Here is a 25,645-nt window from a genome sequence, read left to right on the forward strand (position 1 = left end):
CGCACGGAACAGGCCGGGACCGCCGCGGCCGAGCCACCGCGGCCCGCTCCGGAAAGATGATGTGAAAAGTTGCTGCTTCCTGCGGCGGGTACTGGCCGGTGTGACACCTGATCTCTCGTAGAGTTTCCGCGTGGGATCTCTGCGCAATCCGATCGGGCCGCTTCCCTCCTCCATCTACTGGCGGCGGAGGGCCGTTGCGCTGGCCGTCCTCGTCGTGCTCGTCCTGTTGGTGGTGTGGGCCGTCAACTGGACCGGCAACGACGGGAAGACCGGCGACGAGGGCAAGGGGCCGGGCGGGCCGGGGCCCGCGACGTCCATCACACCGGGTCCGAACGCGACGGATTCCGGGAACGATCAAAAACCGGGCGGCCGCGACGAGTCGGGCAGCGGCGGCGGCTCCGCCACCGGTTCCGGCGGCGCGGGCGGCAGCGGCGGTGGCGCGGGGGGCTCCGGCGGCGGTACGGGCGGCAGTGGCGGCGCCTCGGGCGCCGGCGGCCCCATAGGGGAAGGCAGCGGCGCCGTGGCGGCCGGTTCGGCGCTCGCGAACTGCGCGCCCGAGAGCACCGAGTTGACGCTGCGCAGCCTGAAGGACACCTACGCGCCCGGCGAGACGCCCACGTTCGAGGTCACGATCGAGAACGCGTCCGACAGCGCCTGCAAGGTGGATCTGGGGCGCGGATACGCGGCCCTCACCATCAGCGGGCCCGCCGAGGACGAACGGGTGTGGTCCTCCGGCGACTGCCCGCGGGGCGGCGGTGGCACCGCGCCCGTGCAGGTGGCGGCGGGCGGTTCGGTCAAGCGGACCGTGAAGTGGGACCGCAGGCCCAGCGACTCGGAGTGCGCCACGCCCGCCGCCAAGGCCGTCGGACCTGGTACGTACCAGGTCGAGGCCAAGGTGGGCGGACTGGACGCGGTGCGCGCGACCTTCACGCTGGCCAAGGACTGACCCACCGCCAAAAGGCCCGCGCGGTACGGCGGTCCGGGCCGGTGCGGGAGCGATTGCGCTGTGAGCGTGAGCCGTTCCGCACCCGCCCATGATCGGGCACAGTCGGCTCCATGAAGCTACTGATTCTGGGCGGGACGGAGTTCGTGGGGCGCGCGGTCACCGAAGCGGCGCTGGCCCGCGGCTGGCAGGTGACGGTCTTCCACCGCGGCCGGCACGAAGCGCCGTCGGGAGCGTCCGTCGTGCGGGGCGACCGCACCGACCCGGCCACCCTCGCCGCGCTCGCCGACGGCACCTGGGACGCCGTGGTGGACACCTGGGCCTGGGCGCCGACCGCGGTGCGCGACGCCGCCCGGCTGCTGGCCGGCCGGGCCGGACGGTACGTGTACGTGTCGACCGGCTCGGTCTACCGGCACCCGGCCGGGCCCGGGCACACCGAAGCGAGCCCGCTGGTGGAAGGCTCCCCCGACGCGGAGGCGGTGGCGTACGCGGAGGACAAGCGCGGCGGCGAACTGGCCGCACTGGCGGCCTTCGGCGAGGACCGTACGGTGCTGGCCCGCGCCGGACTGATCCTCGGTCCCTGGGAGAACATCGGCCGGCTCCCCTGGTGGCTGACGCGCGTCGCCCGCGGCGGACCGGTGCTCGCGCCCGGCCCGCGCGACCTCGGCCTCCAGTACATCGACGTCCGCGACCTGGCCGCGTGGGTCCTGCACGCCGCGGAGACCGGGCTGTCCGGTCCGTACAACCTCATCAGCGAGCCGGGCCACGCCACGATGGGCGAACTGCTGGAGGCCTGCGTGCGGGTCACCGGCTCCGATGCGGAACTGCGCTGGTACGGACCGGAGGAGATCCTCGCGGCCGGGCTGACGCCCTGGACGGAACTGCCCGTCTGGCTGCCGCCGGGCGAGCTGTACGACGCCATCCACCGCGGCGACGCGGCCAAGGCGCACGCGGCGGGGCTGCGCTGCCGGCCGGTCGCGGAGACGGTGGCCGACACCTGGGCGTGGCTGCGGAAGCTGGACGGTCCGCCCCCGCTGCGGCCCCGGCAGCCGGTGGGACTGGCGCCGGAGAAGGAGGAAGCGTTCCTGCGGGGGTGAGGTGAGGTCCGGCGGCGTGCGGGCCCACGGATGCCCGCACGCGGTACGGCGCCGCGTGCCCTACACGTACCGTTCGAGGATCGACGACTCCGCCAGCCGGGACAGGCCCTCGCGCACGGACCGGGCGCGCGCCTCGCCGACCCCGTCCACCGCCTGGAGGTCGTCCACGCTCGCCGCGAGCAGCTTCTGCAGCCCGCCGAAGTGGTCGACCAGCCGGTCGATGACGGCGCCCGGCAGCCGCGGCACCTTCGCCAGCAGCCGGAAGCCGCGCGGCGAGACCGCCGAGTCCAGCGTCTCGGGCGAGCCGCTGTAGCCCAGCGCGCGGGCCACGATGGGCAGTTCCAGCAGCTCGGCGTGGCTGAGCGCGTCCAGCTCGGACAGCGCCTCCGGCACCGTACGGGAGCGCTTGGCCGTCGGCTCCGGCACATAGTCGCGGGCGACCAGCTCGCGCTCCGGCTCGACGCCCGCGATCAGCTCGTCCAGCTGGAGGGAGAGCAGCCGGCCGTCCGTGCCCAGCTCGACCACGTACTCGGCGATCTCGGTCGCGATACGGCGCACCATCTCCAGCCGCTGGGCGACCGCGGTGACGTCCCGGACCGTGACCAGGTCCTCGATCTCCAGGGCCGACAGGGTGCCGGCGACCTCGTCCAGGCGCAGCTTGTAGCGCTCCAGTGTGGCCAGCGCCTGGTTGGCGCGGGACAGGATCGCCGCCGACTCCTCCAGGACGCGGCGCTCACCGTCCACGTACAGCGCGATCAGCCGCATCGACTGGCTCACCGAGACGACCGGGAAACCGGCCTGTATCGAGACGCGCTGCGCGGTGCGGTGCCGGGTGCCGGTCTCCTCGGTGGGGATGGAGGCGTCCGGGACCAGCTGCACACCGGCCCGCAGGATCTTGGTGATGTCCTTGTCCAGGACCAGCGCGCCGTCCAGCTTGCACAGCTCGCGCAGCCGGGTCGCGGAGAACTCCACGTCCAGCACGAAGCCGCCGGTGCACATCGCCTCGACCGTCTTGTCGAACCCGAGGACGATCAGACCGCCCGTGTTGCCGCGCAGAATGCGCTCCAGGCCGTCCCGCAGCGCCGTGCCGGGCGCCACCGCGCTCAGCGTGGCGCGCATCAGGCCGTCCGTGCCGCCGCTGTCGCCCGACTTCCGGGCGGGCGGCCCCCAACCGGACCTGCCACCAGACGACGATGCCCGGTCGTTGGCTGCCACTGCACTCCTCCGTCGCAAGGTCTGTCGGTGCCGCAGGCCGCCCGGCAGATGCCTTGGTCACGCAGCTCACGGGCTGCGCGGGCCGACGGCATGACTTCCTTGACAGGCGAGACCGGGGCAAAGTCTACCGGCGCCCAGGCTAGAGGCTGTCTGCAAAGTCACGCCGGCCGCCCGCGCGGCGGCCGTGTCCCCGCGCGTCCCCCGCACGCGGACGCCTGCTCACGGGGCCGACGGCGCGGCCGCCGCCCGCATGAGGAGCGTAGTCGTCCGGCGGCTATTCGGCCGCGGCCTTCTCGCGCGGCGGCTCCCGGCGCGGCCGCTTGGGCAGCACCCGCAGCGCCTCGCCGACATCGGCGACCTCCAGCACCCGCATCCCCGCCGGGATCCTGCCCGGGTCGGCCGGGACCAGGGCGTGGGTGAAGCCGAGCCGGGCCGCCTCGGCCAGCCGGCGCTGCACGCCCGTCACCCGCCTGACCTCGCCCGCCAGGCCCACCTCGCCGATCGCGACCAGGTTCTTCGGCAGCGGGCTGTCACTGGCGGCGCTGGCCAGCGCGAGCGCCACGGCGAGGTCGGCGGCCGGTTCGGTCAGCTTCACACCGCCGACCGTGGCGCTGTAGATGTCGCGCTTGCCGAGGGCCGCGATGCGCCCGCGCTGCTCCAGGACGGCCAGCATCATCGAGACGCGGGAGGTCTCCAGGCCGGAGGTGGTGCGGCGGGGGGAGGGGATCTGGGTGTCGACGGTCAGCGCCTGCACCTCGGCGACCAGCGGGCGACGGCCCTCCAGGGTGACCGTCAGGCAGGTGCCCGGCACGGGCTCGTCGCGGCGGGTCAGGAAGAGGCCGGACGGGTCGGCCAGACCGGTGATCCCCTCGTCGTGCAGCTCGAAGCAGCCGACCTCGTCGGTGGTGCCGTAGCGGTTCTTCACACCGCGCACCAGGCGCAGCCGGGCGTGCCGGTCCCCTTCGAAACTCAGTACGACATCGACCAGGTGCTCCAGGAGGCGGGGGCCCGCGATGGCGCCGTCCTTGGTCACATGGCCCACCAGCAGGGTGGCCATGCCGCGCTCCTTGGACGCCCGGATCAGGGCGCCGGCGACCTCGCGGACCTGCGCCATGCCGCCGGGCGCGCCGTCGATCTCGGGCGAGGCGACGGTCTGGACGGAGTCCACGATCAGCAGCGACGGCTTGACCGAGTCCAGGTGGCCCAGGACGGCGGACAGGTCGGTCTCGGCGGCGAGGTAGAGGTGGTCGTCGATGGCGTTGATGCGGTCGGCGCGCAGCCGCACCTGGCTCGCGGACTCCTCACCCGTCACGTACAGCGTGCGGTGGTCGGCGTCGGCCGCCTTGGCGGCCACGTCCAGCAGCAGCGTGGACTTGCCGACGCCGGGTTCGCCGGCCAGCAGCACCACGGCGCCCGGCACCAGACCGCCGCCCAGGACACGGTCCAGCTCGTCGACGCCGGTCGGGCGGGCGGTGGCCTGGCGGCCGTCCACCTGGCCGATGGGCAGGGCCGCCGTCGTGACGCGGCCGGGCGCGGTCGTCCGGACGGCGGGGGCGCCGCCGAACTCCTCGACCGTGCCCCACGCCTGGCACTCCGGGCAGCGGCCGAGCCACTTCGCGGTGGTCCAGCCGCATTCGGTGCAGCGGTACGAGGGCCGCTCCTTGGCCGAGGATTTACGAGTCGCCATGGGGTTCACCGTAGCCGCGGGGTGTGACAGCGCCGGGCGCGCGGGCCTGTTCAGCGGGGCCGACGAGGTTTGCGGGAGGGGCGGACGAGGCCTGTCAGCGGGGCCCACGAGGCCTGTGGGAGCGGTGAGAGGGCCCGTAACGTGCGTGAAACCACGTTCTGGTGTCCTCTTTTGAGGGAGAACATCACCCGTATGGATTAAAAGTGTCCATGCGGCGCGATAGTGCCTGCATCATCCGCCTACCGTCGCCGGGTGATGAGCAGCAGGTCCGATCACCCCACGCACGCCACCGGCGCACACCGGGCGCACGACGGCGCTCGGCGCCACGCCCCGGCGCGGCTTCCCGAGCGGTACGAGCCCCACCTCGACGGGCTGTTCACCTACTGTCTGTCCGTCCTGTGCGAGCACGACGCGGCGACCGCCGTCCTGGGCGAGGTGCTCGCCGTCGCCGAACGGCACCACGGCCGCCGGCCACCCGACCCCGGCCTGTACCGGTCCTGGCTGTACGCGCTGGCCCGGTGGGCCTGCCTGCGACGGCTGGCCGACGGCGCACCGGGCGGCGGCGACCCGTCCGGCGGGACCGCCGACGCCGACGCGGCCCGGCAGCGGCGCGAACTGGCCGGTCTGGCCTGGCCCGAAGCCGCCGGGACGACCCCCGAGCAGCGCGAGGCGCTGGAGCTGTCCGTACGCCACCGCCTGTCCGCCGAGGAGGTCGCGGCCGTCCTCGGCGGCGACAGCGACGCCACCCGTACCCTCCTGGCCACCGCCGCCTGCGAGGTCGAGCGCACCCGTGCCGCGCTCGCCGTCGTCGAGTTCGGCCGCTGCCCGGACGTCGCGCGGCTGGCGGCCGACACCCAGATGCTGCTCGGTGTCGCCCTGCGCCGGGAGCTGGTCCGGCACGTGGACGACTGCGCGGAGTGCCGCCGCACGGCCGAGCGGGCCACCGCCCACGGGCCCTGGCCGGGCACCGCGCCCCTCGGTCACGGCGCGCTGCCGTTGATCACCACTCCGCGTACGGCCGTGCGCACGGCCATGTCGGCGGCGCGGAGTTCGCGTTCGGGGCGTGCCGAAGGGGTGGCCGGCGCGGAGGTCTCCGTACGCTCCGGGCGTGCGGGGCGCACGGGTGGCGCAAACGGTTCTCCACGCTACGACCGGCGCGGATTCCCCGTCCGCCCCAAGGACCCGGCGGCCCGCGGACGCCGTCTGCGCACCCGTGCCGTGACCACGACCGTCATCGCCACCGTCCTCGCGGCGCCGGTGCTCGCCCTGTGGGCCGCCTACCGGGGCGCGCCCCTGACCGGCGAGAGCGAGGGCCCGTCGGTGGCGGCCGGCGACCCGGGCGGCGGCCCGTTCGACGGCCGGCCGTACGAGAACGCGGGCAGCGCGCGCACGCCCGTCGTGCCGCGCCTGCTGGCGGCGAGCACCTGGCCGGACGTCCCCGACGTATCGGTGCAGGTCGTGGGTGCGGACGGCACGCTGCTGCGGCCCGGTGAACCGGACCGTTCCGGCACCGGCCCCGGACGGCTGACCGTCACCGCCGAACCGCGGGGCGGCGGCACGGCCGTCACCCTCACCGCGTCCGGCGGCGAGCCGGTCCACTGGACGGCGCGTACGGGCGCGCCCTGGCTCCGGCTGAGCGCCACGGCAGGCGTGCTGCGGCCGGGGGAGTCCGTCACGCTCCTGGTGTCCGTGGACCACGGCCGGGAACCGGACGGCTACTGGAACGCGCGGGTCACCCTGGCGCCAGGGGGCACGACGGTGACGCTGGAGGGGTGGGGCCAGGGGAGCGGCGGCCACTGGCCGGGGCACCCGGAGCCGACGGGGCCCGGCCCCCGGCCCCATCCGGAGCCGACGGCGACGGCCACACCGACGCGGGAGCCGACCGGCGAGCCGCCGTCCACCCCCACCCCCACCCCGACACCGACGCCCACGCCCACCACACAGGAACCGACGACGGGCCCGAGCCCGTCCCCCAGCCCGCCCGCGCCGACAGGCTGACGGCGACAGCCGGACCCGGTACGCGCGCCCCTACTTCGAGCCCACCGGGTCCGCCGGGTGCGGCGCCATCGGAAGCGTCGCCGCCAGCCGCTCCTCGCAGAGCTCGACGAGGCGGTCGTACCCCTCCTTGCCCATCAGCTCGGTCAGCTCGGGCCCGTAGGACACGTACACCGGCTCGCCAGCGCCGTGTGCGGACGTCGCCGACGTGCACCACCAGTGCAGGTCGTGGCCGCCGGGGCCCCAGCCGCGGCGGTCGTACTCGCCGATCGAGACCTCCAGGATGCGGGTGTCGTCGGGGCGGTCGATCCACTCGTACGTACGGCGGACCGGCAGCTGCCAGCAGACGTCCGGCTTGGTCTCCAGGGGCTCGCGGCCCTCGCGCAGCGCGAGGATGTGCAGCGAGCAGCCGGCCCCGGCCGGGAAGCCGGGCCGGTTCTGGAAGATGCACGAGCCCTTCCAGCGCCGGGTCTGGCGGTCGCCGTCCTCGTCCTCCTGGGTCCAGCCCGTGGATGTGCCGACGTCGTGGAACTGCCACAGGTCCGGTGTGAGGCGCGCCACGTGCTCCGCGACCCGCTGCTCGTCCTCCTCGTCGGAGAAGTGGGCGCCGAGCGTGCAGCAGCCGTCGTCCGCCCGGCCCGCCTCGATGCCCTTGCAGCCGCTGCCGAAGATGCACGTCCAGCGGGAGGTGAGCCAGGTCAGGTCGCAACGGAAGACCTGCTCGTCGTCGGCGGGGTCGGGGAAGGTGACCCAGGCGCGGGCGAAGTCCAGGCCGCCGACCTCGTCGGCCCGAGCCCCTTGCGCCTGCGCCGCCGCCCGCGCGGCGCGCTGCTTTTCCGCCTTCTTCAGGGCTTTTTCCTGCTTCGCCTTGTTCGTCTTAGCCACTACTCCAGCCTAAGGCGACCGGCTGCCGCCGAAGTGACTCCGTGGACGGGGGCTCGCCGTCGGTTCCCGGCCGCCCGCAGTAGGTTCGACGGTATGAGACTCGGAGTCCTCGATGTGGGGTCGAACACGGTCCACCTGCTGGTGATGGACGCGCACCCGGGTGCGTGCCCGCTGCCCGCCTACTCGCACAAGGCGGAGCTGCGGCTGGCCGAACTCCTCGACGAGGACGGCGCGATCGGCGACGCGGGCGTGGACCGGCTCGTGGCGACGGTACGGGCGGCGGTCGAGGTCGCGGAGGACAAGGGCGTCGAGGACGTCCTGCCGTTCGCCACCTCCGCGATCCGTGAGGCGTCCAACGGCGAGGAGGTGCTGCGCCGGGTCACCCGGGAGACCGGCGTGGAGCTGCGGGTGCTGTCCGGCGAGGACGAGGCCCGGCTGACCTTCCTCGCGGCCCGCCGCTGGTTCGGCTGGTCGGCGGGCCGGCTGCTGGTACTGGACATCGGCGGCGGCTCGCTGGAGATCGCGTACGGGCTGGACGAGGAGCCGGACGCGGCGGTGTCGCTGCCGCTGGGCGCCGGCCGGCTCACCGCGGCCGACCTGCCGGGCGACCCGCCGGAGGCGGAGGACATACGGGCGCTGCGCAAGCGCGTACGGGCCGAAATAGCCCGGGTGGTGAGCGATTTCACGCGCTTCGGCACCCCCGACCACGTCGTCGGCACCTCCAAGACCTTCAAGCAGCTGGCCCGTATCGCCGGTGCCGCACGGTCGGCCGACGGGTCCTGCACCCAGCGTGAGCTGGACCGTAAGGCGCTGGAGGAGTGGGTGCCGAAGCTGGCCGGGATGACCGGCGCGGAGCGTGCCGGGCTGCCCGGCGTCTCCGAGGGCCGCTCGCGCCAGCTGCTCGCCGGGGCGCTGGTGGCGGAGGCCGGGATGGACCTGTTCGGCGTGCGCACGCTGGAGATCTGCCCGTGGGCGCTGCGCGAGGGCGTGATCCTGCGCCACCTCGACCACCTGCCCGCCGGGTAGGGGCGCGGCCGACACCCGTCGGCGGCGGCCCGTACCCTGTCCCTCGTGACGGAGCCAGTGGTGCGCATCCCGGATGCGAAGGTCGCCCTGTCCACGGCCTCGGTGTATCCGGAGTCGACGGCGACGGCCTTCGAGATCGCCGCGCGCCTGGGCTACGACGGCGTCGAGGTCATGGTCTGGACCGACCCGGTCAGCCAGGACATCGAGGCGCTGCGGCGGCTCTCCGACTATCACGGGGTGCCGATCCTGGCCGTGCACGCGCCGTGCCTGCTGATCACGCAGCGGGTGTGGTCCACGGACCCCTGGGTGAAGCTGCAGCGCGCACGCAACGCCGCGGAGAAGCTCGGGGCCTCGACGGTGGTCGTCCATCCGCCCTTCCGGTGGCAGCGCAACTACGCCCGCGAGTTCGTACGCGGAGTGTGGCGGATGGAGAGCGAGACGGACGTCCGGTTCGCCGTCGAGAACATGTACCCGTGGCGCTACCGGGACCGCGAGATGCTGGCGTACGCGCCGGACTGGGACCCCACCAAGGACGACTACCGGCACTTCACCGTCGACCTGTCGCACACCGCCACCTCGCGCAGCGACGCCCTGCACATGGTCGACCGGATGGGCGATCGCCTCGCGCACATCCACCTCGCCGACGGCAACGGCTCCAACAAGGACGAGCACCTGGTGCCGGGCCGGGGCTCGCAGCCCTGCGCCGACCTGCTGGAGCGGCTCGCCGCCACCGGCTTCGACGGGCACATCGTCGTGGAGGTCAACACGCGGCGCGCGATGTCCGCGGCCGAGCGGGAGGCGGACCTCGCGGAGGCGCTGGCCTTCACCCGGCTGCACCTGGCGTCGCCGACGTGGGTGCCGGGGTCCTGATGACGCGGGGCAGCTCCGGGCCCGGGGGTACGGAACCGGGCACCCGCCCCGCCGCGTCCCGCAGGCGCGGCCGGCCCTCCCGTACGGACGCGGAGGACGGCCCCGGCGCCCGCGAGCGCATCCTGGCCGCGGCCCGCGCCGAATTCGCCGCGCGCGGGTACGAGAAGGCGTCGATCCGCGGTATCGCCAAGGCGGCGGACGTGGACCCGGCCCTCGTCCACCACTACTACGGCAGCAAGGAACAGGTCTTCGCCGCGGCCGTCGAGATGACCTTCGCGCCCGCCCTGAACGCGCCCGAGACCGTGCTCGAAGGCGGCCTGGACGGCGTGGGGGAGCGGCTCACCCGCTTCGTCTTCGGCGTGTGGGAGAACCCGGCCACCCGCGAACCCCTGCTGGCGGTCGTCCGCAGCGCCCTCACCAACGACGTCGCCGCCGCGGTCTTCCGCAAGCTCGTCGCCCGCCAGCTGCTGCGCCGGATCGCGGCCGAGCTGGCGGTCCCGGACGCCGACCTGCGGGCCGAGCTGGCGGCGGCGCAGCTGGTGGGGACGGCGATGCTGCGGTACGTGATCAAGCTGGAGCCGCTGGCGTCGGCGGACCCGGAGCGGATCGTCGCCCGGGTCGCGCCCGTGGTGCAGCAGCATCTGACCGGGCCCTGACCGAGGCGGGAGCGCCCGTGGCGGATGTCCGCCCAGCGGTCATCCGTCTCACATTCCGGATCCACTGTCCAGATCTTGGAGCCGGCGCGTAGGCTCGACTGATTCACGTACGTACGCGCACTGGGCGTACGGGAGACGTACACACACCCGAGGGAGTGGATCCACGTGCCCGAGCTGAGGTCCCGCACCGTCACCCATGGCCGCAACATGGCCGGCGCCCGCGCGCTCATGCAGGCGTCGGGCGTAGCGCGCGAGGACTTCGGCAAGCCCGTCATCGCCGTGGCCAACAGCTTCACCGAGTTCGTGCCGGGCCACACCCACCTCCAGCCGGTCGGCCGGATCGTCAGCGAGGCGATCAAGGAGGCCGGCGGCATCGCCCGCGAGTTCAACACCATCGCGGTGGACGACGGCATCGCCATGGGCCACGGCGGGATGCTGTACTCCCTGCCGTCCCGCGACCTGATCGCCGACTCCGTCGAGTACATGGTCGAGGCGCACTGCGCGGACGCGCTGATCTGCATCTCCAACTGCGACAAGATCACGCCGGGCATGCTGATGGCCGCGATGCGCCTGAACATCCCCACCGTCTTCGTCTCCGGCGGGCCCATGGAGGCCGGCCGCGCCACCCTGGTCGACGGCACGGTCCGCAAGCTGGACCTGATCAACGCGATCTCCGACGCGGTCGACGAGAACGTCTCGGACGAGGACATCCTCCGTATCGAGGACAACGCCTGCCCGACCTGCGGCTCCTGTTCCGGCATGTTCACCGCCAACTCGATGAACTGCCTGACCGAGGCCATCGGCCTGTCACTGCCCGGCAACGGCTCGGTGCTGGCCACCCACACCGCCCGCAAGGCGCTGTACGAGAACGCCGGCCGTACGGTCGTGGAGATCACCAAGCGGTACTACGACCAGGACGACGCGACCGTCCTGCCGCGCAACATCGGCTCCCGCGCCTCCTTCGAGAACGCCATGGCCCTGGACATCGCCATGGGCGGCTCCACGAACACGATCCTCCACCTGCTGGCCGCCGCCCAGGAGGCCGGGCTCGACTACGACCTGGACGACATCAACGCCGTCTCGCGCCGGGTGCCCTGCCTGGCCAAGGTCGCGCCGAACGTCGCCCCCGGCGGTACGTACTACATGGAGGACGTGCACCGGGCCGGCGGCATCCCCGCCATTCTGGGCGAGCTGTACCGGGCCGGACTGCTCAACGAGGACGTGCACACCGTGCACAGCTCCTCGATGGCCGACTGGCTCAAGACCTGGGACGTCCGGGGCGGGTCCCCGTCCCCCGAGGCCGTCGAACTGTGGCACGCGGCCCCCGGCTGCAAGCGCTCCGCCACCGCCTTCTCCCAGTCCGAGCGCTGGGACAGCCTCGACACGGACGCCGCGGGCGGCTGCATCCGCGACTTCGCCCACGCCTACTCCGCCGACGGCGGCCTGGCGGTCCTCAAGGGCAACATCGCCGAGGACGGCTGCGTGGTGAAGACCGCGGGCGTCGACGAGTCGATCTGGACGTTCGAGGGCCCGGCCGTGGTCTGCGAGTCCCAGGAAGAAGCCGTCGAGAAGATCCTCGGCAAGCAGGTCAAGGAGGGCGACGTCGTCGTCATCCGCTACGAGGGCCCCAAGGGCGGCCCCGGTATGCAGGAGATGCTCTACCCGACGTCCTTCCTCAAGGGCCGCGGCCTGGGCAAGGCGTGCGCGCTGGTCACCGACGGCCGCTTCTCCGGCGGCACCTCCGGCCTGTCCATCGGCCACGCCTCGCCCGAGGCGGCCTCCGGCGGCACCATCGCCCTGGTCGAGGACGGCGACCGGATCCGTATCGACATCCCGAACCGCACCATCGAACTCCTGGTGCCCGAAGCCGAACTGACGGCCCGCCGGGAGGCGCTGGGCGGCGTGTACGCGCCGAAGAAGCGCGAGCGCAAGGTCTCGCAGGCCCTCCGCGCGTACGCGGCGATGGCCACCAGCGCGGACAAGGGCGCGGTGCGCGACGTCGGCAAGCTGGGCTGAGCCACGCGACGGCTCGCCGGGAACCCCGTCCGCCGCACCGGTGGGCGGGGTTCTCCACGTCACCAGCGGGCAGGGGGCACGTCATCAGCGGTCAGGGGCACGTCACCAGCGGTCAGGCGTTCCCCGTCACCAGCGGTCAGAGCTTTCCATCTCACCAGCGGTCAGGCCTTTCCACCTCACCAGCGGGCAGGGTTCCGCGCGTCCGCGGCGAACACCGAGCCGTCCGGGGCCGCCGCGTAGATCCGGCCGCCCCGCGGGTCCGGCAGCGGCGCGGGCAGCTTCTCCAGGTAGCCGCTGCGGCCGGTGGCCAGCCGGGGCGGCGTCTGGCCCAGCAGCGCGCCGCGCCGGGTGTCCACGGCCAGCAGCCGGCCGTCGGCCCCGGTGAAGTACAGCCGCTCGTCCTTCGGGTCGAGCACCGGCACCGATCCCCGGCTCACCGAGGTCTCCATGCTCCACCGCCGGTCACCGACGGCCTGGAGCGTGCCGCCGGTGGTGGCGAGCACGTAGACCGTCTCGCCGCGCACCACGCCCGCCGCGTCGTCGACCGGCGCGTCCAGGGGGAGCCGCCGCACCTGGTGGGTCGCCGGGTCGTAGCGGACGACGGCCGACGTACGGGTGACGAGCAGCGGGTCGGCGGCGGTCAGGTAGAGCGAGCCGGACGCGCCCGTACCGGCCGGGGTGAGCGATCCCGGCAGCCGCCGCTCCCAGCGCAGGGAGCCGTGCACGGGGTCGATCGCGGTGACGACGGTGGAGGTGCCGTCGGCCGAGACGGTGGCCGCGTACGCCGTACGGCCGTCCCCGAGCGCGGTGAACTGGCCCAGCGGCTGGGCCGGGAACCGCTGGTGCCACAGCTCCCGGTGGGTGGCGCTGTCCAGAGCGGTGATCATGCCGTCCGGCGCGGTCAGCAGAATCGTCCCGCCCACGAACCGGACCTCGGCGTCGTACCCGCTCAGGTCCTTGCTCCAGCGCACCGCGCCCTTCCCGGCGGCCGACGGGTCCAGCGCCTCCAGCCGCTTGCCGTCCGGCGACCGTACGTGGAGCAGCCCGCCGGAGAACACCGGCGCACCAGGCGGAACGTCACTCTTGCGGACCGGCCCGCTCGGCTGCCGCCACGTCACCGCGCCGTGCTCCGCGTCCACCCGCGCGGCCTTGACCCCTCGCTCGACGCAGTACAGGGCGGAAGCGCCGTACGCGCAGAACGGCATCTCGGCCGGATGGCCCGCGGGCCGCCGCACGAGCTGGGTGTGCCACGGGCGGAAGGCCGCGGCGGGGCTGTCACCGGTGCTGCCGGTGGAGCTGTCGGTGGCGCGGTCGGCGGTGTGCGTCTGCAAGGCCGGCGCGTCCTCGGCGCCCAGGACCCGTACGCCCGCGAAGATGCCCGCCCCGGCGAGCACGGCGGCCACCGCGGCCCAGACGGCCCAGCGGCGGCGGCGCGGACCGAAAGCCACCGCACCACCTTTCCCCGCCCCCTCCACTCCCGCTCGCGATTCCGCTTCCACTTCCGGTTTCGCTTCCGCTTCCGGCCGGCGGGCCCGTACATGCGTGTCCGCGTGGTCGACCGGCACGGCGGGGACGGGCGCGGAGACGACCCGCGCGGGCTGCCGCTGCGCCGGCACGCGCGCTTCCTCGGCGGCGGGCCCGCCCGTGAGCACACCGTCGTGGGGCTCCACAGGCCCCTCGGTGTGCAGCATCCGCATCAGCACGTCCGGAGTCGGCCGGTCGGACGGCCGCTTCGCCAGGCAGGTACGGATCAGCGGCGCCAGCTCCTCCGGAACTCCCGTCAGATCCGCCTCGTCGTGCACCACCTGGTACGCGACGATGTACGGACTCTCCGAGTCGAACGGCCCCCGCCCGGTCGCCGCGTGCACCAGCACCGACCCCAGCGCGAACACGTCCGCCGCCGGCCCCACCTCACGCGGCCGCTGGAACTGCTCGGGCGCCATGAACGGCGGCGTACCGATCAGCTTGCCGGTCTCGGTCCGCATCTCGCTGTCCGCCGGACGCGAGATCCCGAAGTCGATGACCTTGGGTCCGTCGGCGGCGAGCAGGACGTTGCCGGGCTTGAGATCGCGGTGCACCACGCCCGCCCGGTGGATGTCGCGCAGCGCCTCGGCCAGCCCGGCGGCCAGCCTGCGGACCTCGTCGGGAGCGAGCGGCCCGGTGCGCTTCACATGGTCGCCGAGGGTCGGCCCGGGAATGTAGAGGGTGGCCATCCAGGGCCGGTCGGCGTCCGGGTCGGCGTCCACGACCGGCGCGGTGAACGCGCCGCTCACCCGCCGCGCCGCCGCCACCTCCTGCCGGAACCGGCCGCGGAACTCGGGATCCTGGGCGAACTCGGCGTGCACGACCTTCACCGCCAGGCGCAGCCCCGACGACGACCGCGCCAGGTGCACCACGCCCATCCCGCCCGCGCCCAGGCGCGCGTCCAGGCGGTACCGGCCCGCGTACAGCGGACGTTCCGCTTCCGGGTCCGCTCCGGAACCGCGCAGCGGCGGCATCTCCCCACCCCCGTGTCCATGGGCCGCAGATGCGACGCACGGAGCCTAGTCGATGGTGCGTACGGGACAGGTGAGGCTTGCTAGCGTGCGCGGTGAACCGGCCGCGACCATCACGTACCGTCCGGTCCCACACAGACCACTCACGGGGGAGCAGGTATGACCAGCACACCGGAGAACACCATCGGCACAGCCTCCGCCACGGAGGCGGAGGCGGCCGAAATGACCGCGGTGGTCGCGGAGGCGGAAGCCGTCACCGAGGCCGAGGGCGTGGCCGCCCAGGCAATGGCGGCGACCGCCGTCACCTACCCGGTCGCACCCGGCTACCGACTCAACGTCCGCAGCGGCCCCAGCAGCCGCAGCTCCCTCGTACGGCAGCTCCCGTACGGCGCGCGGGTCGCCATCCGCTGCCAGCGCCACGGTGAGCGGGTCGGCGGCCCGTACGGCACCAACGACATCTGGGACTGCATCGCCCCCGGCCAGTACGTCTCGGACACCTACGTCCACACCGGCAGCGACGGCCTGGTGGCCCCGCGCTGCGCGAACTGAGCGACCGCGCCTACCGGCCGACCAGGACGACCGGGCCGCCTGCGCGCCCGTCAGGGGACACGGCACCGAGGGAGCCCCGGCGGGCGCGGCGGTCGCGCCGTCCCCGGCGGCCACGGTGCCGTCGCCCGACGGCCCCCGGGGATAATCGACGGCATGAGCGACGAGACACCGACCGCCCCGGACCGGTCCGGCCCCGAGCCGGCCCCGATCCGCTTCTTCGGGACGACCTGGGTGCACCACGACGGCGGCTACGGCCTGCGCCGCGCCGGCGTCGCCATCGGCTCCCTGGCGCTCGCCGCGGCCGGCGCGGTGGTGCTGCGCTTCGCCTTCCAGGGCCTGGAGATCGCCGAGGTCGGCTCGTTCCTCAACGCCCTGATCGTGGCCTGCTTCGCGGTCTGCAGCGCAGTCGCCTTCCGCCGCACCTGGGACCGCCTGGCCCGCCCCACCGACGCCGCGGCCGCCGACCGCCCGGTCGACCGCTCCGCCCAGAGCCTGCTGCTCATCGGTTTCATCGGCTCCCTCCTCGCCTACTTCTGCCGCAGCCTCGTAGAAGCACCGGGAGAGGGCGTCCGCCGCGCCGAATACGAGGCGGAACGCGAACGCTACGAACGCCGCCGCAAGTCCCGCACCGGCAACCCGGCGACCAAGAAGGCGACAAAGACAAGGAAGAAGCGCGGCTAGGACTTCTTCTGGCCCAGCATGTGACCAGACGGGCAGCCACCGAAACTACCTGTGCGGGCGCGGGTCCGCTGCCCCTGGGGCTTCCTCGCGTCGGAGGTAATGGCCAGCCCCGCAGCTGCGGGGACCACACGGCCTTCCCGGCGACGCCGAGAATGCCCACGGGGCCACCCCCTGCACACGCGGGGACCACACGTCGTGAGTTCGCGGATTGGTCGGGTGCGGGGGACCACCCCCGCACACGCGGGGACCGCGTCGGCGAGGAGGAACCGCTCGGCGCCTTCCTGGGACCACCCCCGCACACGCGGGGACCGCAGGCCCTGACCTCGCCGTTCACCGTGCCGGGTGCTGGTTTTTACTCACTTTCAGGAAAACCGGCAAATCGGGATGCTCAGGACGTCGAAGCGAGTAGCGCACGCCGATGGTTCTGCTCATCACCGCTCCTCTCGCCCCGCCCCCCGAGCACGCCTCGCGGACGGAGATCACTGACATCTTCACACCATGCCGGGGCCGCCGGACGCCTCACCTCTGAACGTGCGCGAGAAGCGTCTCGCCGACCCGGTGCACCCGCACGCCCCCCCGCACGCAGCGACACCGGACACCCCCAACCGGCACGAACCACAACCCCCTCAGTACTCCCAATCCGGCTTCCCATCCCCATAAAGCCAGTCATCGAAAAGATCCGTCAGATCGACGTCCGTACGGTCCTGGCAGAAGTCGATGAACTGCTGGGTGTCGGCGTTGCCGTGGCGGTGTTCGGCGGGCCAGTCCTTGAGGATGGTGAAGAAGTCCTTGTCGCCGACGGCCTCGCGGAGCTGCTGGAGGACCATGCCGCCGCGTTTGTAGACGGGGTTGCCGGTCACGTTCTCCGCGGTGCCCGGGTCGCCGGGCGGGAAGTTCCAGATGTTCTCGTCGTCCTCGTCGTCCTCATCGGTCTTGTACAGCTCGTCGAACTGCTGCTGCGCCGTACGACCGCCCTTGTCCTCCTCCCACAGCCACTCGGCGTACTGCGCGAACCCCTCGTTGAGCCAGATGTCCTTCCAGGTCTTCGGCGTCACCGAGTTGCCGAACCACTGGTGCGCGGTCTCGTGCACGACCGTGCCCTCGTCCGGGGCCCCGGCGTAGAGCGGCTTGGTCTGTGTCTCCAGGGCGCCCCAGTCGACCCGTTCGGGCGTGTGGTCGACGATCGCCCCGGCGGAGGAGAACGGATACGGGCCGAACCGTTTCGCCGACCAGTCGAGGATCTCGTCCAGCTTGCCCAGCGGCCCGGCGCTCTCCTTGGCCTCCGCCGGGTCCACGGCCGTGTAGACGGGCAGCCCGCCCTTCGTGCGGGACTCCTCGACGGTGAACTTCCCGATCGTCGCGGTGGCGAGGTAGGACGCCATCGGCTCGGCGTTGTGCCACTCGAAGGTGGTCCGGCCCTTGGCGCTCTTGCGGCCGCGCAGCTCGCCGTTGGCGACGGCGGTGTACCCGTCCGGCACGGTGATCTTGAAGTCGTACGCGGCCTTGTCGCCGGGGTGGTTGTTGCCGGGGAACCACGTCATGGACCCGGCCGGCTGCCCCGCGACGAACGCCCCGTCCTCCGTACGGACCCAGCCCTCGGTCGCGCCGTCCGCGTCCTTCATCTCCTCGGGCTCGCCGTCGTACGCGACCGTCGTACGGAACGTGGCGCCCTTCTTGACCGTCGCGGGCGGGCGGACCGTCAGCTTGTGGCCCTTACGGGAGAACTCGGCGTCCTCGCCGTCCACCCGCACGCCGTGCACCTTCATCCCCTGGAGGTCCAGCTGGAAGGAGGCGAGGTCGGCCTGCGCGGTGGCGCTGATGTCGGCGGTGGCGTCCAGCGTGCCGCCGCGTACGTCGTAGTCGAGGGTGAGACCGTAGTGCCCGACCTGGTACCCGCCGTTGCCGAGGGTGGGGAAGAGCGGGTCGTGCACACTGCCCGCGCCCTGCGTGCCGTCCAGCCGCGTCGCGCTCGTACAGGAGGACAGCAGCAGGGCGACGGAGAGCGCGGCGGTCGCACCGCAGGAGCGGAGAGGCCGGCGGATCACGGGGCTCCTAGGGTCGTAGGGCGGGTGGATCAAGCTCCCTGACCCTACGGCCCATTGGCCCCGCAACGCCGCTCCCTTCCGTTTAATGGCGTTTATCGCCCTCTATGCCCGGTATGGGGGTGCGGGGGTGGTGGCGGCCATCGGATCGGGCCCGGCCGGCCGCCGCCGCTCCGCCCAGTTGCCCAGCGCCGCCGCGCAGGCGCGGTCGAGGTGCCGCAGCCCGGACAGGTCCAGGATCACGTCCCGGTCGCGCGGCAGCGTCTCCAGCTGGTCCAGCAGCCTGGGCAGCCGCAGGAAGGTGGCGTTCCCCAGCGCGCGTACGCGAACGGGCCCGGCCCCGGGCCCGTCGTCCTCCAGCCCCGACACCTCCAGATGCGCGTGCGAGGTCTCCCACGCGGACTTCGCGACCGCCATCAGCAGCCCGATGAGGACCCCCTCGAACATGTTGGTCACCACGATCGCCACCGCTGTCCCCACGAGCACCACGGCCTCCCCCCGATGCTCACGCCACAGCGGCACCATGTCCCGTACGGGAATGAGCTTGCAGCCCGCGTGCACGAGCACCCCCGCCAGCGCCGCCAGCGGCACGACACCCAGCGCCGCCGGGAACGCCGCCGCGAACAGCAGCAGCCACACGCCGTGCAGCACCCGCGACGCCTTCGTACGGGCCCCGGCCCGCACATTCGCGGAGCTGCGCACGATCACCGCGGTCATCGGCAGCGCGCCGAGCAGCCCGCACACCGCGTTGCCCGCCCCCTGCGCCATCAGCTCCTTGTCGTAGTCCGTACGCGGTCCGTCGTGCAGCCGGTCCACAGCGGCCGCGCTGAACAGCGACTCGGCCGACGCGATGAGCGCGAAGGCGAGCACGGTACCGACCGCGCCGACCCCCGCCAACTGCCCGAAGTCCGCCCCGCCCGGCGGTTGGACGGCCGACAGCAACCCCGTGACCTCCACCCGGGCCACCGGCAGACCGAGGACGGCGACGGTGCCGGTGGCCAGCGCCACGGCCGCGAGCGGAGCCGGCAGCAGGCGCGCCGCGCGCTTCCACCGGGGCCACAGCACCAGTACGGCGATGGTGCCGACGCCGACCGCCGACGCCGTCAGCGCCTGGTCCGACCAGACCGTGTCGGACGCCAGCTCCGGCAGACCGCCGAGATTGGCCAGCCCGGTGCCCGGCGGCCGGGTGTCGGTGAGCGCGTACAGCTGTCCGGCGATCAGGACGAGTCCGATGCCCGCCAGCATGCCCTGGACGACGGCCACGGAGATGGCCCGGAACCAGCGCCCCAGCCGCAGTGCCCCCATGGCCACTTGCAGCACACCGGCCGCCAGCACCAGCGCACCGAGGGCGCCCAGCCCGAATTCCTCGACCGCCTCGTACACGAGGACGGTCAGTCCGGCGGCCGGGCCGCTGACCTGGAGGCTGCTGCCGGGCAGGAAGCCGGTGAGCAGGCCGCCGACGATGCCGGTGACGAGACCGAGTTCGGCCGGTACGCCGGAGGCGACGGCCACGCCGACGCACAGCGGCACGGCGACCAGGAAGACGACGAGCGAGGCGGTGAAGTCCGCGCGTATGTCCGTTGTTTTCTGCATGAGGTGCCTCCAGCGCATTGCGACGGGCCGCGCGGCGCGGAGGTGCGCCGCGCGGAGAGGGGAGGGGAGGTAAGGGGAGGGGAGGGAATGGCGGTATATCGCCGGTAATGCCTCGCCGGACGGCGGGCTGCTGGCGGCTATCGGCAGCTACCGACGCCTGTCGTCGTCGATCACCGAAGGCCATTCACCGAGTGCCGAATGCCGAATGCCGATTACCGACTGCCGTCTACCGGACATCGATCGCCGGACGTCTATTGCCGGACATCGACCGCCGGACATCGATCGCCGACCGCCGACCGCCGCACTTCGGTCATGAACGCCGAACGTCGATCAGCAGCGGAACACGCGATGACTGATGGGAAGCTGGCCCGAACGCCGCAGAGGTACGGCGCGGTGCCCGGTGACCGGAGCCGCCGGGTCCGGCCCGGTGGCCGGCGGGACGGTGGGATCGCTCGCGCCCCTGGCCTGGTCGCCCGGGTGGAAGGCCGGTATGCCGGTCGCGGACCGCGCGGCGCGGCCGGTGGGGCAGCGCTCGCTCGCGGAGTCCGCCGGGCCGCCCTCCTCGTACGCGAACGGTGCGGCCACACCGACGGTCTGCGTCCCCGCCCTGCCGCCGGCTCCGGCACCGGCTCCGGCCGTCCGCCCGTGCGCACCCTCTGAGCCGACCGGAAACGCCAGCAGCACTGCCAAGAGGAACAGCAGCACGCGGCGCATGGCGTCGGCCCCCTCCTGCGGCTGGTTGGACACTCACCTTCAGTCTGTCCAAAGCAGCACGACTTTGAGCGAGTCGCTGTGTAACCGTCGTGTAAACGCTGAGTCAGCGAACAGGAGTGGTCGATTCCGTGCACTCCGGCGACCGCCGGAGCGCATCCCGGCCCTTGACGCGCCGTGCCGCGCGCGCGATATTCAACGCATGATGAATTACGGTCGCGACCGGCCCGCCCCGCCCCCGGTCACCCGGACCGTTCCCGAGCAGACCGCCGCCGTACGGGCCCGGACGCTCACGGTCGTACGCGGCCACCGCACCGTCCTCGACCGCCTCGACTTCGACGTCCCGCCCGGCCGTGTCACCGGCCTCCTCGGCCCGTCCGGCTGCGGCAAGACCACCCTGATGCGCGCCGTCGTCGGCACCCAGGCCAAGGTGACCGGCACCCTCGACGTCCTCGGGCGCCCCGCCGGCCACGCCCGCCTGCGCCCCCGCATCGGCTACGTCACCCAGTCGCCCGCGATCTACGACGACCTCACCGTCCGCCAGAACCTCGACTACTTCGCCGCGGTGCTGCACCCCGGCCGTGCCGCCCGGGCCGAGCGCCGGGAGAGCGTGCGCCGCGCCGTCGGGGACGTCGACCTCGCCCCGCACGCCGACGCCCTCGCCGGCAACCTCTCCGGCGGGCAGCGCAGCCGCGTCTCCCTGGCCGTCGCCCTCCTCGGCACCCCGGAACTCCTCGTCCTCGACGAACCGACCGTCGGCCTCGCCCCCGTACTCCGCCGCGATCTGTGGCAGCTCTTCCACCGTCTCGCCGCCGACCGCGGCACCACGCTCCTCGTCTCCTCCCACGTCATGGACGAGGCCGAGCGCTGCCACCGGCTGCTCCTGATGCGCGAGGGCCGCCTCCTCGCCGCGGGCACCCCCGGCGCGCTGCGGGCCCGTACGGGCGCCGCCACCGTCGAAGAAGCATTCCTCCACCTGGTGGACGAAGCCACGCCCACCGAACGCACCCCGCCCACCCTGGCGCCCCGCCCTCCGGAGCCCACCCCATGACCTGTACTCCGCCACCGACCGCCCGCCCGCTCTCAGGGGCCCGGGTCCTGGCCACCGCCGCCCGGGTACTGCGCCAGCTGAGCCACGACCCGCGCACCGTCGCCCTGATGCTGCTCGTCCCCTGCGTGATGATCGCGCTGCTCCGCTACGTCTTCGACGCGCATCCCCGTACGTTCGACAGCGTCGGCGCCTCACTCCTCGGCATCTTCCCGATGATCACGATGTTTCTGGTGACGTCCATCGCCACCCTCCGCGAACGCACCTCGGGCACCCTCGAACGCCTCCTCGCCATGCCCCTGTCCAAGGCCGACCTCCTCGGCGGCTACGCCCTGGCCTTCGGCGCCCTCGCCGTCGTCCAGTCCGCCCTGGCCACCGCCCTGTCCGTCTGGCTGCTGGACCTGGACATCACGGGCTCCCCCTGGCTCCTTCTCCTGGTCGCCGTCCTGGACGCCCTCCTCGGCACCGCGCTCGGCCTCTTCGTCTCGGCCTTCGCCTCGTCCGAATTCCAGGCCGTCCAGTTCATGCCCGCCGTACTGATGCCCCAGCTCCTGCTGTGCGGCCTCTTCGCCCCGCGCGACACGATGCAGCCGGCCCTCGAAGCGGTCTCCGCCGCCCTCCCGATGTCCTACGCGGTCGACGCCATGTCCGAAATCCTCACCCACACCACCCCCACCCCCACCTTCCTCCGCGACATCCTCATCACCACCTCCTTCACCCTCCTGACCCTCACCCTCACCGCCCCCACCCTCCTGACCCTCACCCTCACCGCCCCCACCCTCCCCCGCCAAACTCCCTAACCACCCCAAACCGCCCCTCCCCCCCCGCCCTCGCTTCGACCGCACCCGGCCTCCACACCCCACTCTCTTCCACCCCACGCCGCCCCCTCCGGCCGCACCCGGCCCCCACACCCCACCCATCGGCACGCCCCTTCACCCCAACCACCCCACCACGACCGGCTCACTCAGACCCAAGCCAAACCCAGCCCGTGCGGCTTCGTCCCGTCCTCAGCTGAATCAAGCTCGTCCGGCTTCACACAGACCCCAGCCAAATCAAGCCCGTCCGGCTTCACACAGAGCTCAGCCAAATCAAGCCCGTGCGGCTTCACACAGAGCCCAGCCAAATCAAGCCCGTCCGGCGTTTGAGGACGAGCCCGCCGGGCGATCACGGCACCCAACAACCGCACCGTCCGTCCCCCCACCCCCAGCCGCCCCACCCCACCGCCCGCAACGTGGACGCCCCCACCCCCCGAACCCACACGATGCGAGGATGACCAGGGCAAGGATGCGCAGCCCCCGCACACCGCCCGGCCGCCAAGGCCAAGGCCAAGGCCAAGGCCAAGGCCAGACCGAGGTCAAGGCCCAGGCCCGGGCCGCCCCGTACCCCCATCAGCCCCACCGGCGAGGTGAACCGCAACATGACCCAGAAGGTCGCCGTACTCGGCACCGGAAAAATCGGCGAAGCCCTCCTCAGCGGCATGATCCGAGGCGGCTGGGCCCCCGCCGACCTCATGGTCACCGCCCGCCGCCCCGAACGCGCCGACCAGCTCCGCACCCGTTATGGCGTCACCCCCGTGACCAACGCGGAGGCCGCCAAGTCCGCGGACACGCTGATCCTCACCGTCAAGCCGCAGGACATGGGCACCCTCCTCACGGAGCTGGCCCCGCACGTGCCCGCCGACCGCCTGGTCATCAGCGGCGCCGCCGGCATCCCCACCGCCTTCTTCGAAGAGCGGCTGCCCGACGCGACCCCCGTCGTACGGGTCATGACGAACACCCCCGCCCTGGTCGACGAGGCGATGTCCGTCATCTCGGCCGGCACCCGCGCCACCGCCGCCCACCTCACCCGCGCCGAGGAAATCTTCGCCACGGTCGGCAAGACGCTGCGTGTCCCGGAATCCCAGCAGGACGCCGCGACCGCCCTTTCCGGCTCGGGCCCGGCGTATTTCTACTTTCTCGTCGAGGCGATGACCGACGCCGGCATTCTGCTCGGCCTGCCGCGCGACAAGGCGCACGATCTGATTGTGCAGGCGGCGATCGGCGCGGCGACCATGCTCCGGGACAGCGGCGAGCACCCGGTCACCCTCCGCGAGAACGTGACCTCACCCGCCGGCACCACCATCAACGCCATCCGCGAGCTGGAGAACCACGGCGTGCGCGCGGCTTTGATCGCCGCCCTCGAAGCGGCCCGCGACCGCAGCCGCGAACTCGCCTCGGGCAACGGCTGACCCTGTTACCCCGCCGCCGCCCCGGACCTGCGACCCCAGGGGCGGCGGCCACCGCCGCGCACAACACCCGCACCGGTGGCCACCGAACCCCCTTTCACACCGCCGGCATCAGCCCCACCGCCCGATACGCCGCATCCACCCGCGGCCGCGCGATCGCCCGGGCCCGCTCGGCACCGTCCCGCAGGACGGAGTCCACGTACTCCGGGTCCTTCACCAGCTCCGCGTGCCGTTCCCGCACCGGCCGCAGCAGTTCCACCACCGCCTCCGCCGTGTCCTTCTTGAGCGCGCCGTACGAGTCGTACTCGTCCGCCAGCTCCGTGGGATCCCCCGCACCGCACGCGGCCAGGATGTCGAGCAGGTTGGCCACCCCGGGCCGCTCGGCCCGGTCGTACACGACGTCCGACCCGGCGTCCGTGACGGCCCGCATCACCTTCTTGCGCACCACCTCCGGCTCGTCGAGCAGATAGACGATCCCCGAGGTACGGGCGTGCGACTTCCCCATCTTCGACGTCGGCTCCTGGAGGTCCATCACCCGCGCGGCCACCTTCGGCACCGTCGCCTTCGGCACCACGAACGTCTGCCCGTACCGCTGGTTGAACCGCACCGCCAGGTCCCGCGTCAGCTCCACGTGCTGCGCCTGGTCCTCACCCACCGGCACTTCGCCGGTCCCGTACGCGAGGATGTCGGCGGCCATCAGAGCCGGATACGTCAGCAGCGACAGTCGTACGCTGCCGCCCCGGGCCCGCTCTCTCTCGGTCTTCTCCTTGTACTGGATCATGCGCCGCATCTCGCCGTCGGACGCCGTGCACTCCATCAGGTACGCCAGCCGCGTGTGCTCGTCGACATGGCTCTGCACGAACACCGTGCAGAGCCGCGGATCGAGCCCCACCGCCAGCAGCAGCGTGGCGGCCTGCCGGCTGAGCCTGCGCACCCGCGCCGGGTCGTGTTCCACGGTCAGCGCGTGCAGGTCCACGACGCAGAACAGCGCGTCCGCCCGGTGCTGGTCCTCGTCCGCCCAGCCGCGCAGCGCACCGAGGTAGTTCCCCAGGGTCAGGTGCCCCGTCGGCTTCACACCACTGAAGATCCGTGTCCGCGTCATCTCTCTCGTCTCCCGAACTACTGGTCCCGGGACCGCCGCGCCCACCGGCCGGCTGCGAGGAGATACGCGAAACGGCCGCCGGGTCCGGCGGCCGTTGTCTGCATGCACTGGGGGGCGGCCGCCGTCAGGCGGGCCACCACTGCTGTACGAGTGCACGCGTCGTCATAGGGGCCACGGTACGCCTGGATCCGCCTCCTGGCACGGGTTTGAAGCGCCCCAACCCCTCGTGTAGTGTTCTCCGAGTTGCCACGGAGCCGACAGGTCCCCACGGCAGCCCCTCACGCCGGACGGCGGCACCATCACCACTGCACGACTCCCGAACGGGACGGATTTCGGCATGCCGAAATTCTGACCAGTGACTCGATTATGCGTCACCGGGAAAAGGCACTAAAGTAGTGATCACGCCGGAAGGCGCGAACAAACCCCCTCCGACGGGGAATCGGATTCACATTCGAACCGACCAGCTTCCTTCACCGGAAGCCCGGAACGAAAAACGGATCTGATAGACTCGGAAAGACCGAAAAGCGAAAGCCGGACGGTCACCCCGCTCCAACAGGGGCCGGAAACGGAAAGCGGAAACGCCGAACGGATCTGGTAAAGTTGGAACCGCGAAGAAGCCGAAAGGCCGAAACGCACCGGCGAAAATCAGGACCGCGAGGATCTGATAGAGTCGGAAACGCAAGACCGAAGGGAAGCGCCCGGAGAGCCTGGTGAAACAGGCACAAAGGAAGCGTCCGTTCCTTGAGAACTCAACAGCGTGCCAAAAGTCAACGCCAGATATGTTGATACCCCGTCCACCGGCAGCAGCCG

The 25,645-nt window shown here is 72.7% G+C and carries 21 protein-coding genes; 12 read left to right on the forward strand and 9 right to left on the reverse strand.

The annotated features are described in order from the left end of the window. The first annotated feature begins 130 nt into the window (after nucleotides 1–130). Nucleotides 131–946 carry a hypothetical protein gene (locus JXZ78_RS20710; RefSeq protein WP_030023574.1) on the forward strand — a complete coding sequence of 272 codons (816 nt, stop codon included), beginning with the start codon at nucleotides 131–133 and terminating at the stop codon, nucleotides 944–946. A 110-nt stretch (nucleotides 947–1,056) separates the two neighbouring features. Continuing rightward, nucleotides 1,057–2,040, forward strand: a complete 984-nt coding sequence (locus tag JXZ78_RS20715; protein ID WP_030023575.1) for an NAD-dependent epimerase/dehydratase family protein — start codon at nucleotides 1,057–1,059, stop codon at nucleotides 2,038–2,040. Nucleotides 2,041–2,100: 60 nt separating this feature from the next. Here JXZ78_RS20715 and disA read toward each other — a convergent pair whose 3' ends face one another. Together disA and radA are read right to left on the reverse strand one after the other, a co-directional pair. Continuing rightward, nucleotides 2,101–3,255 carry a DNA integrity scanning diadenylate cyclase DisA gene (gene disA / locus JXZ78_RS20720; protein WP_030023576.1) on the reverse strand — a complete coding sequence of 385 codons (1,155 nt, stop codon included), beginning with the start codon at nucleotides 3,253–3,255 and terminating at the stop codon, nucleotides 2,101–2,103. Between the two features lie 274 nt (nucleotides 3,256–3,529). Beyond that, the gene (gene radA / locus JXZ78_RS20725) at nucleotides 3,530–4,942 is read right to left on the reverse strand and encodes a DNA repair protein RadA (RefSeq protein WP_030023578.1); all 1,413 of its coding nucleotides are present in this window, start codon (nucleotides 4,940–4,942) and stop codon (nucleotides 3,530–3,532) included. A 255-nt stretch (nucleotides 4,943–5,197) separates the two neighbouring features. On the opposite strand from radA, the gene JXZ78_RS20730 reads away from it, so the two are divergent. Beyond that, nucleotides 5,198–6,940, forward strand: a complete 1,743-nt coding sequence (locus JXZ78_RS20730) for a BACON domain-containing protein (RefSeq protein WP_238783257.1) — start codon at nucleotides 5,198–5,200, stop codon at nucleotides 6,938–6,940. Nucleotides 6,941–6,970: 30 nt separating this feature from the next. Here JXZ78_RS20730 and JXZ78_RS20735 read toward each other — a convergent pair whose 3' ends face one another. Continuing rightward, nucleotides 6,971–7,822, reverse strand: a complete 852-nt coding sequence (locus tag JXZ78_RS20735) for a DUF3109 family protein (RefSeq protein WP_030023581.1) — start codon at nucleotides 7,820–7,822, stop codon at nucleotides 6,971–6,973. 93 nt (nucleotides 7,823–7,915) lie between these two features. Here JXZ78_RS20735 and JXZ78_RS20740 point away from each other — a divergent pair, with 93 nt between their 5' ends. The 4 genes from JXZ78_RS20740 (at nucleotide 7,916) to ilvD (ending at nucleotide 12,390) form a co-directional block, all read left to right on the forward strand. Next, the gene (locus JXZ78_RS20740) at nucleotides 7,916–8,848 is read left to right on the forward strand and encodes a Ppx/GppA family phosphatase (protein WP_030023582.1); all 933 of its coding nucleotides are present in this window, start codon (nucleotides 7,916–7,918) and stop codon (nucleotides 8,846–8,848) included. Between the two features lie 57 nt (nucleotides 8,849–8,905). Further along, the gene (locus tag JXZ78_RS20745; RefSeq protein WP_078624587.1) at nucleotides 8,906–9,718 is read left to right on the forward strand and encodes a sugar phosphate isomerase/epimerase family protein; all 813 of its coding nucleotides are present in this window, start codon (nucleotides 8,906–8,908) and stop codon (nucleotides 9,716–9,718) included. After that, the gene (locus tag JXZ78_RS20750) at nucleotides 9,718–10,374 is read left to right on the forward strand and encodes a TetR/AcrR family transcriptional regulator (RefSeq protein WP_030023585.1); all 657 of its coding nucleotides are present in this window, start codon (nucleotides 9,718–9,720) and stop codon (nucleotides 10,372–10,374) included. The genes JXZ78_RS20745 and JXZ78_RS20750 overlap by 1 nt, the downstream gene beginning before the upstream one ends. Before the next feature lie 165 nt (nucleotides 10,375–10,539). Further along, nucleotides 10,540–12,390, forward strand: a complete 1,851-nt coding sequence (ilvD, locus tag JXZ78_RS20755; protein ID WP_030023586.1) for a dihydroxy-acid dehydratase — start codon at nucleotides 10,540–10,542, stop codon at nucleotides 12,388–12,390. A 176-nt stretch (nucleotides 12,391–12,566) separates the two neighbouring features. Here ilvD and JXZ78_RS20760 read toward each other — a convergent pair whose 3' ends face one another. Beyond that, nucleotides 12,567–14,888 carry a serine/threonine-protein kinase gene (locus tag JXZ78_RS20760; RefSeq protein ID WP_030023588.1) on the reverse strand — a complete coding sequence of 774 codons (2,322 nt, stop codon included), beginning with the start codon at nucleotides 14,886–14,888 and terminating at the stop codon, nucleotides 12,567–12,569. A 156-nt stretch (nucleotides 14,889–15,044) separates the two neighbouring features. Between JXZ78_RS20760 and JXZ78_RS20765 the strand changes: the two genes are divergently transcribed. Then, on the forward strand, nucleotides 15,045–15,434 hold the full coding sequence (locus JXZ78_RS20765; protein ID WP_030023589.1) for an SH3 domain-containing protein: 390 nt from the start codon (nucleotides 15,045–15,047) through the stop codon (nucleotides 15,432–15,434). Between the two features lie 153 nt (nucleotides 15,435–15,587). Next, nucleotides 15,588–16,115, forward strand: coding sequence for a hypothetical protein (locus tag JXZ78_RS20770; RefSeq protein WP_030023590.1), 528 nt, complete (start codon nucleotides 15,588–15,590; stop codon nucleotides 16,113–16,115). Between the two features lie 626 nt (nucleotides 16,116–16,741). On the opposite strand, the gene JXZ78_RS20775 is transcribed toward JXZ78_RS20770, so the two are convergent. The 3 genes from JXZ78_RS20775 to JXZ78_RS20785 all read right to left on the reverse strand — a co-directional run bounded on the left by JXZ78_RS20775 (nucleotide 16,742) and on the right by JXZ78_RS20785 (nucleotide 20,497). Next, nucleotides 16,742–18,160: a M1 family metallopeptidase gene (locus tag JXZ78_RS20775; protein WP_030023591.1), complete on the reverse strand. Its 1,419-nt coding sequence runs from the start codon at nucleotides 18,158–18,160 to the stop codon at nucleotides 16,742–16,744. A gap of 102 nt (nucleotides 18,161–18,262) precedes the next feature. Next, on the reverse strand, nucleotides 18,263–19,750 hold the full coding sequence (locus JXZ78_RS20780) for a SulP family inorganic anion transporter (RefSeq protein ID WP_238783258.1): 1,488 nt from the start codon (nucleotides 19,748–19,750) through the stop codon (nucleotides 18,263–18,265). A gap of 330 nt (nucleotides 19,751–20,080) precedes the next feature. Then, the gene (locus JXZ78_RS20785) at nucleotides 20,081–20,497 is read right to left on the reverse strand and encodes a hypothetical protein (protein ID WP_050502913.1); all 417 of its coding nucleotides are present in this window, start codon (nucleotides 20,495–20,497) and stop codon (nucleotides 20,081–20,083) included. A 166-nt stretch (nucleotides 20,498–20,663) separates the two neighbouring features. Between JXZ78_RS20785 and JXZ78_RS20790 the strand changes: the two genes are divergently transcribed. The 3 genes from JXZ78_RS20790 (at nucleotide 20,664) to proC (ending at nucleotide 23,736) form a co-directional block, all read left to right on the forward strand. Beyond that, a complete protein-coding gene (locus JXZ78_RS20790; RefSeq protein ID WP_050502914.1) occupies nucleotides 20,664–21,512 on the forward strand; it encodes an ABC transporter ATP-binding protein in 849 nt (282 codons plus the stop codon). Continuing rightward, nucleotides 21,509–22,309, forward strand: a complete 801-nt coding sequence (locus JXZ78_RS20795) for an ABC transporter permease (protein WP_238783259.1) — start codon at nucleotides 21,509–21,511, stop codon at nucleotides 22,307–22,309. The genes JXZ78_RS20790 and JXZ78_RS20795 overlap by 4 nt, the downstream gene beginning before the upstream one ends. 617 nt (nucleotides 22,310–22,926) lie before the next feature. Next, complete coding sequence (gene proC, locus JXZ78_RS20800; RefSeq protein WP_030018065.1) at nucleotides 22,927–23,736, forward strand: pyrroline-5-carboxylate reductase; 810 nt, start codon at nucleotides 22,927–22,929, stop codon at nucleotides 23,734–23,736. Nucleotides 23,737–23,830: 94 nt separating this feature from the next. Here proC and trpS read toward each other — a convergent pair whose 3' ends face one another. Together trpS and JXZ78_RS20810 are read right to left on the reverse strand one after the other, a co-directional pair. Beyond that, nucleotides 23,831–24,835, reverse strand: coding sequence for a tryptophan--tRNA ligase (gene trpS / locus JXZ78_RS20805; RefSeq protein ID WP_030018064.1), 1,005 nt, complete (start codon nucleotides 24,833–24,835; stop codon nucleotides 23,831–23,833). A 445-nt stretch (nucleotides 24,836–25,280) separates the two neighbouring features. Then, nucleotides 25,281–25,645 (reverse strand): hypothetical protein (locus JXZ78_RS20810; protein WP_238783260.1); only part of this gene is annotated, 365 nt, incomplete at its 5' end.

The sequence above is a fragment of the Streptomyces monomycini genome, assembly GCF_022271435.1.
Taxonomy (GTDB): domain Bacteria; phylum Actinomycetota; class Actinomycetes; order Streptomycetales; family Streptomycetaceae; genus Streptomyces; species Streptomyces monomycini.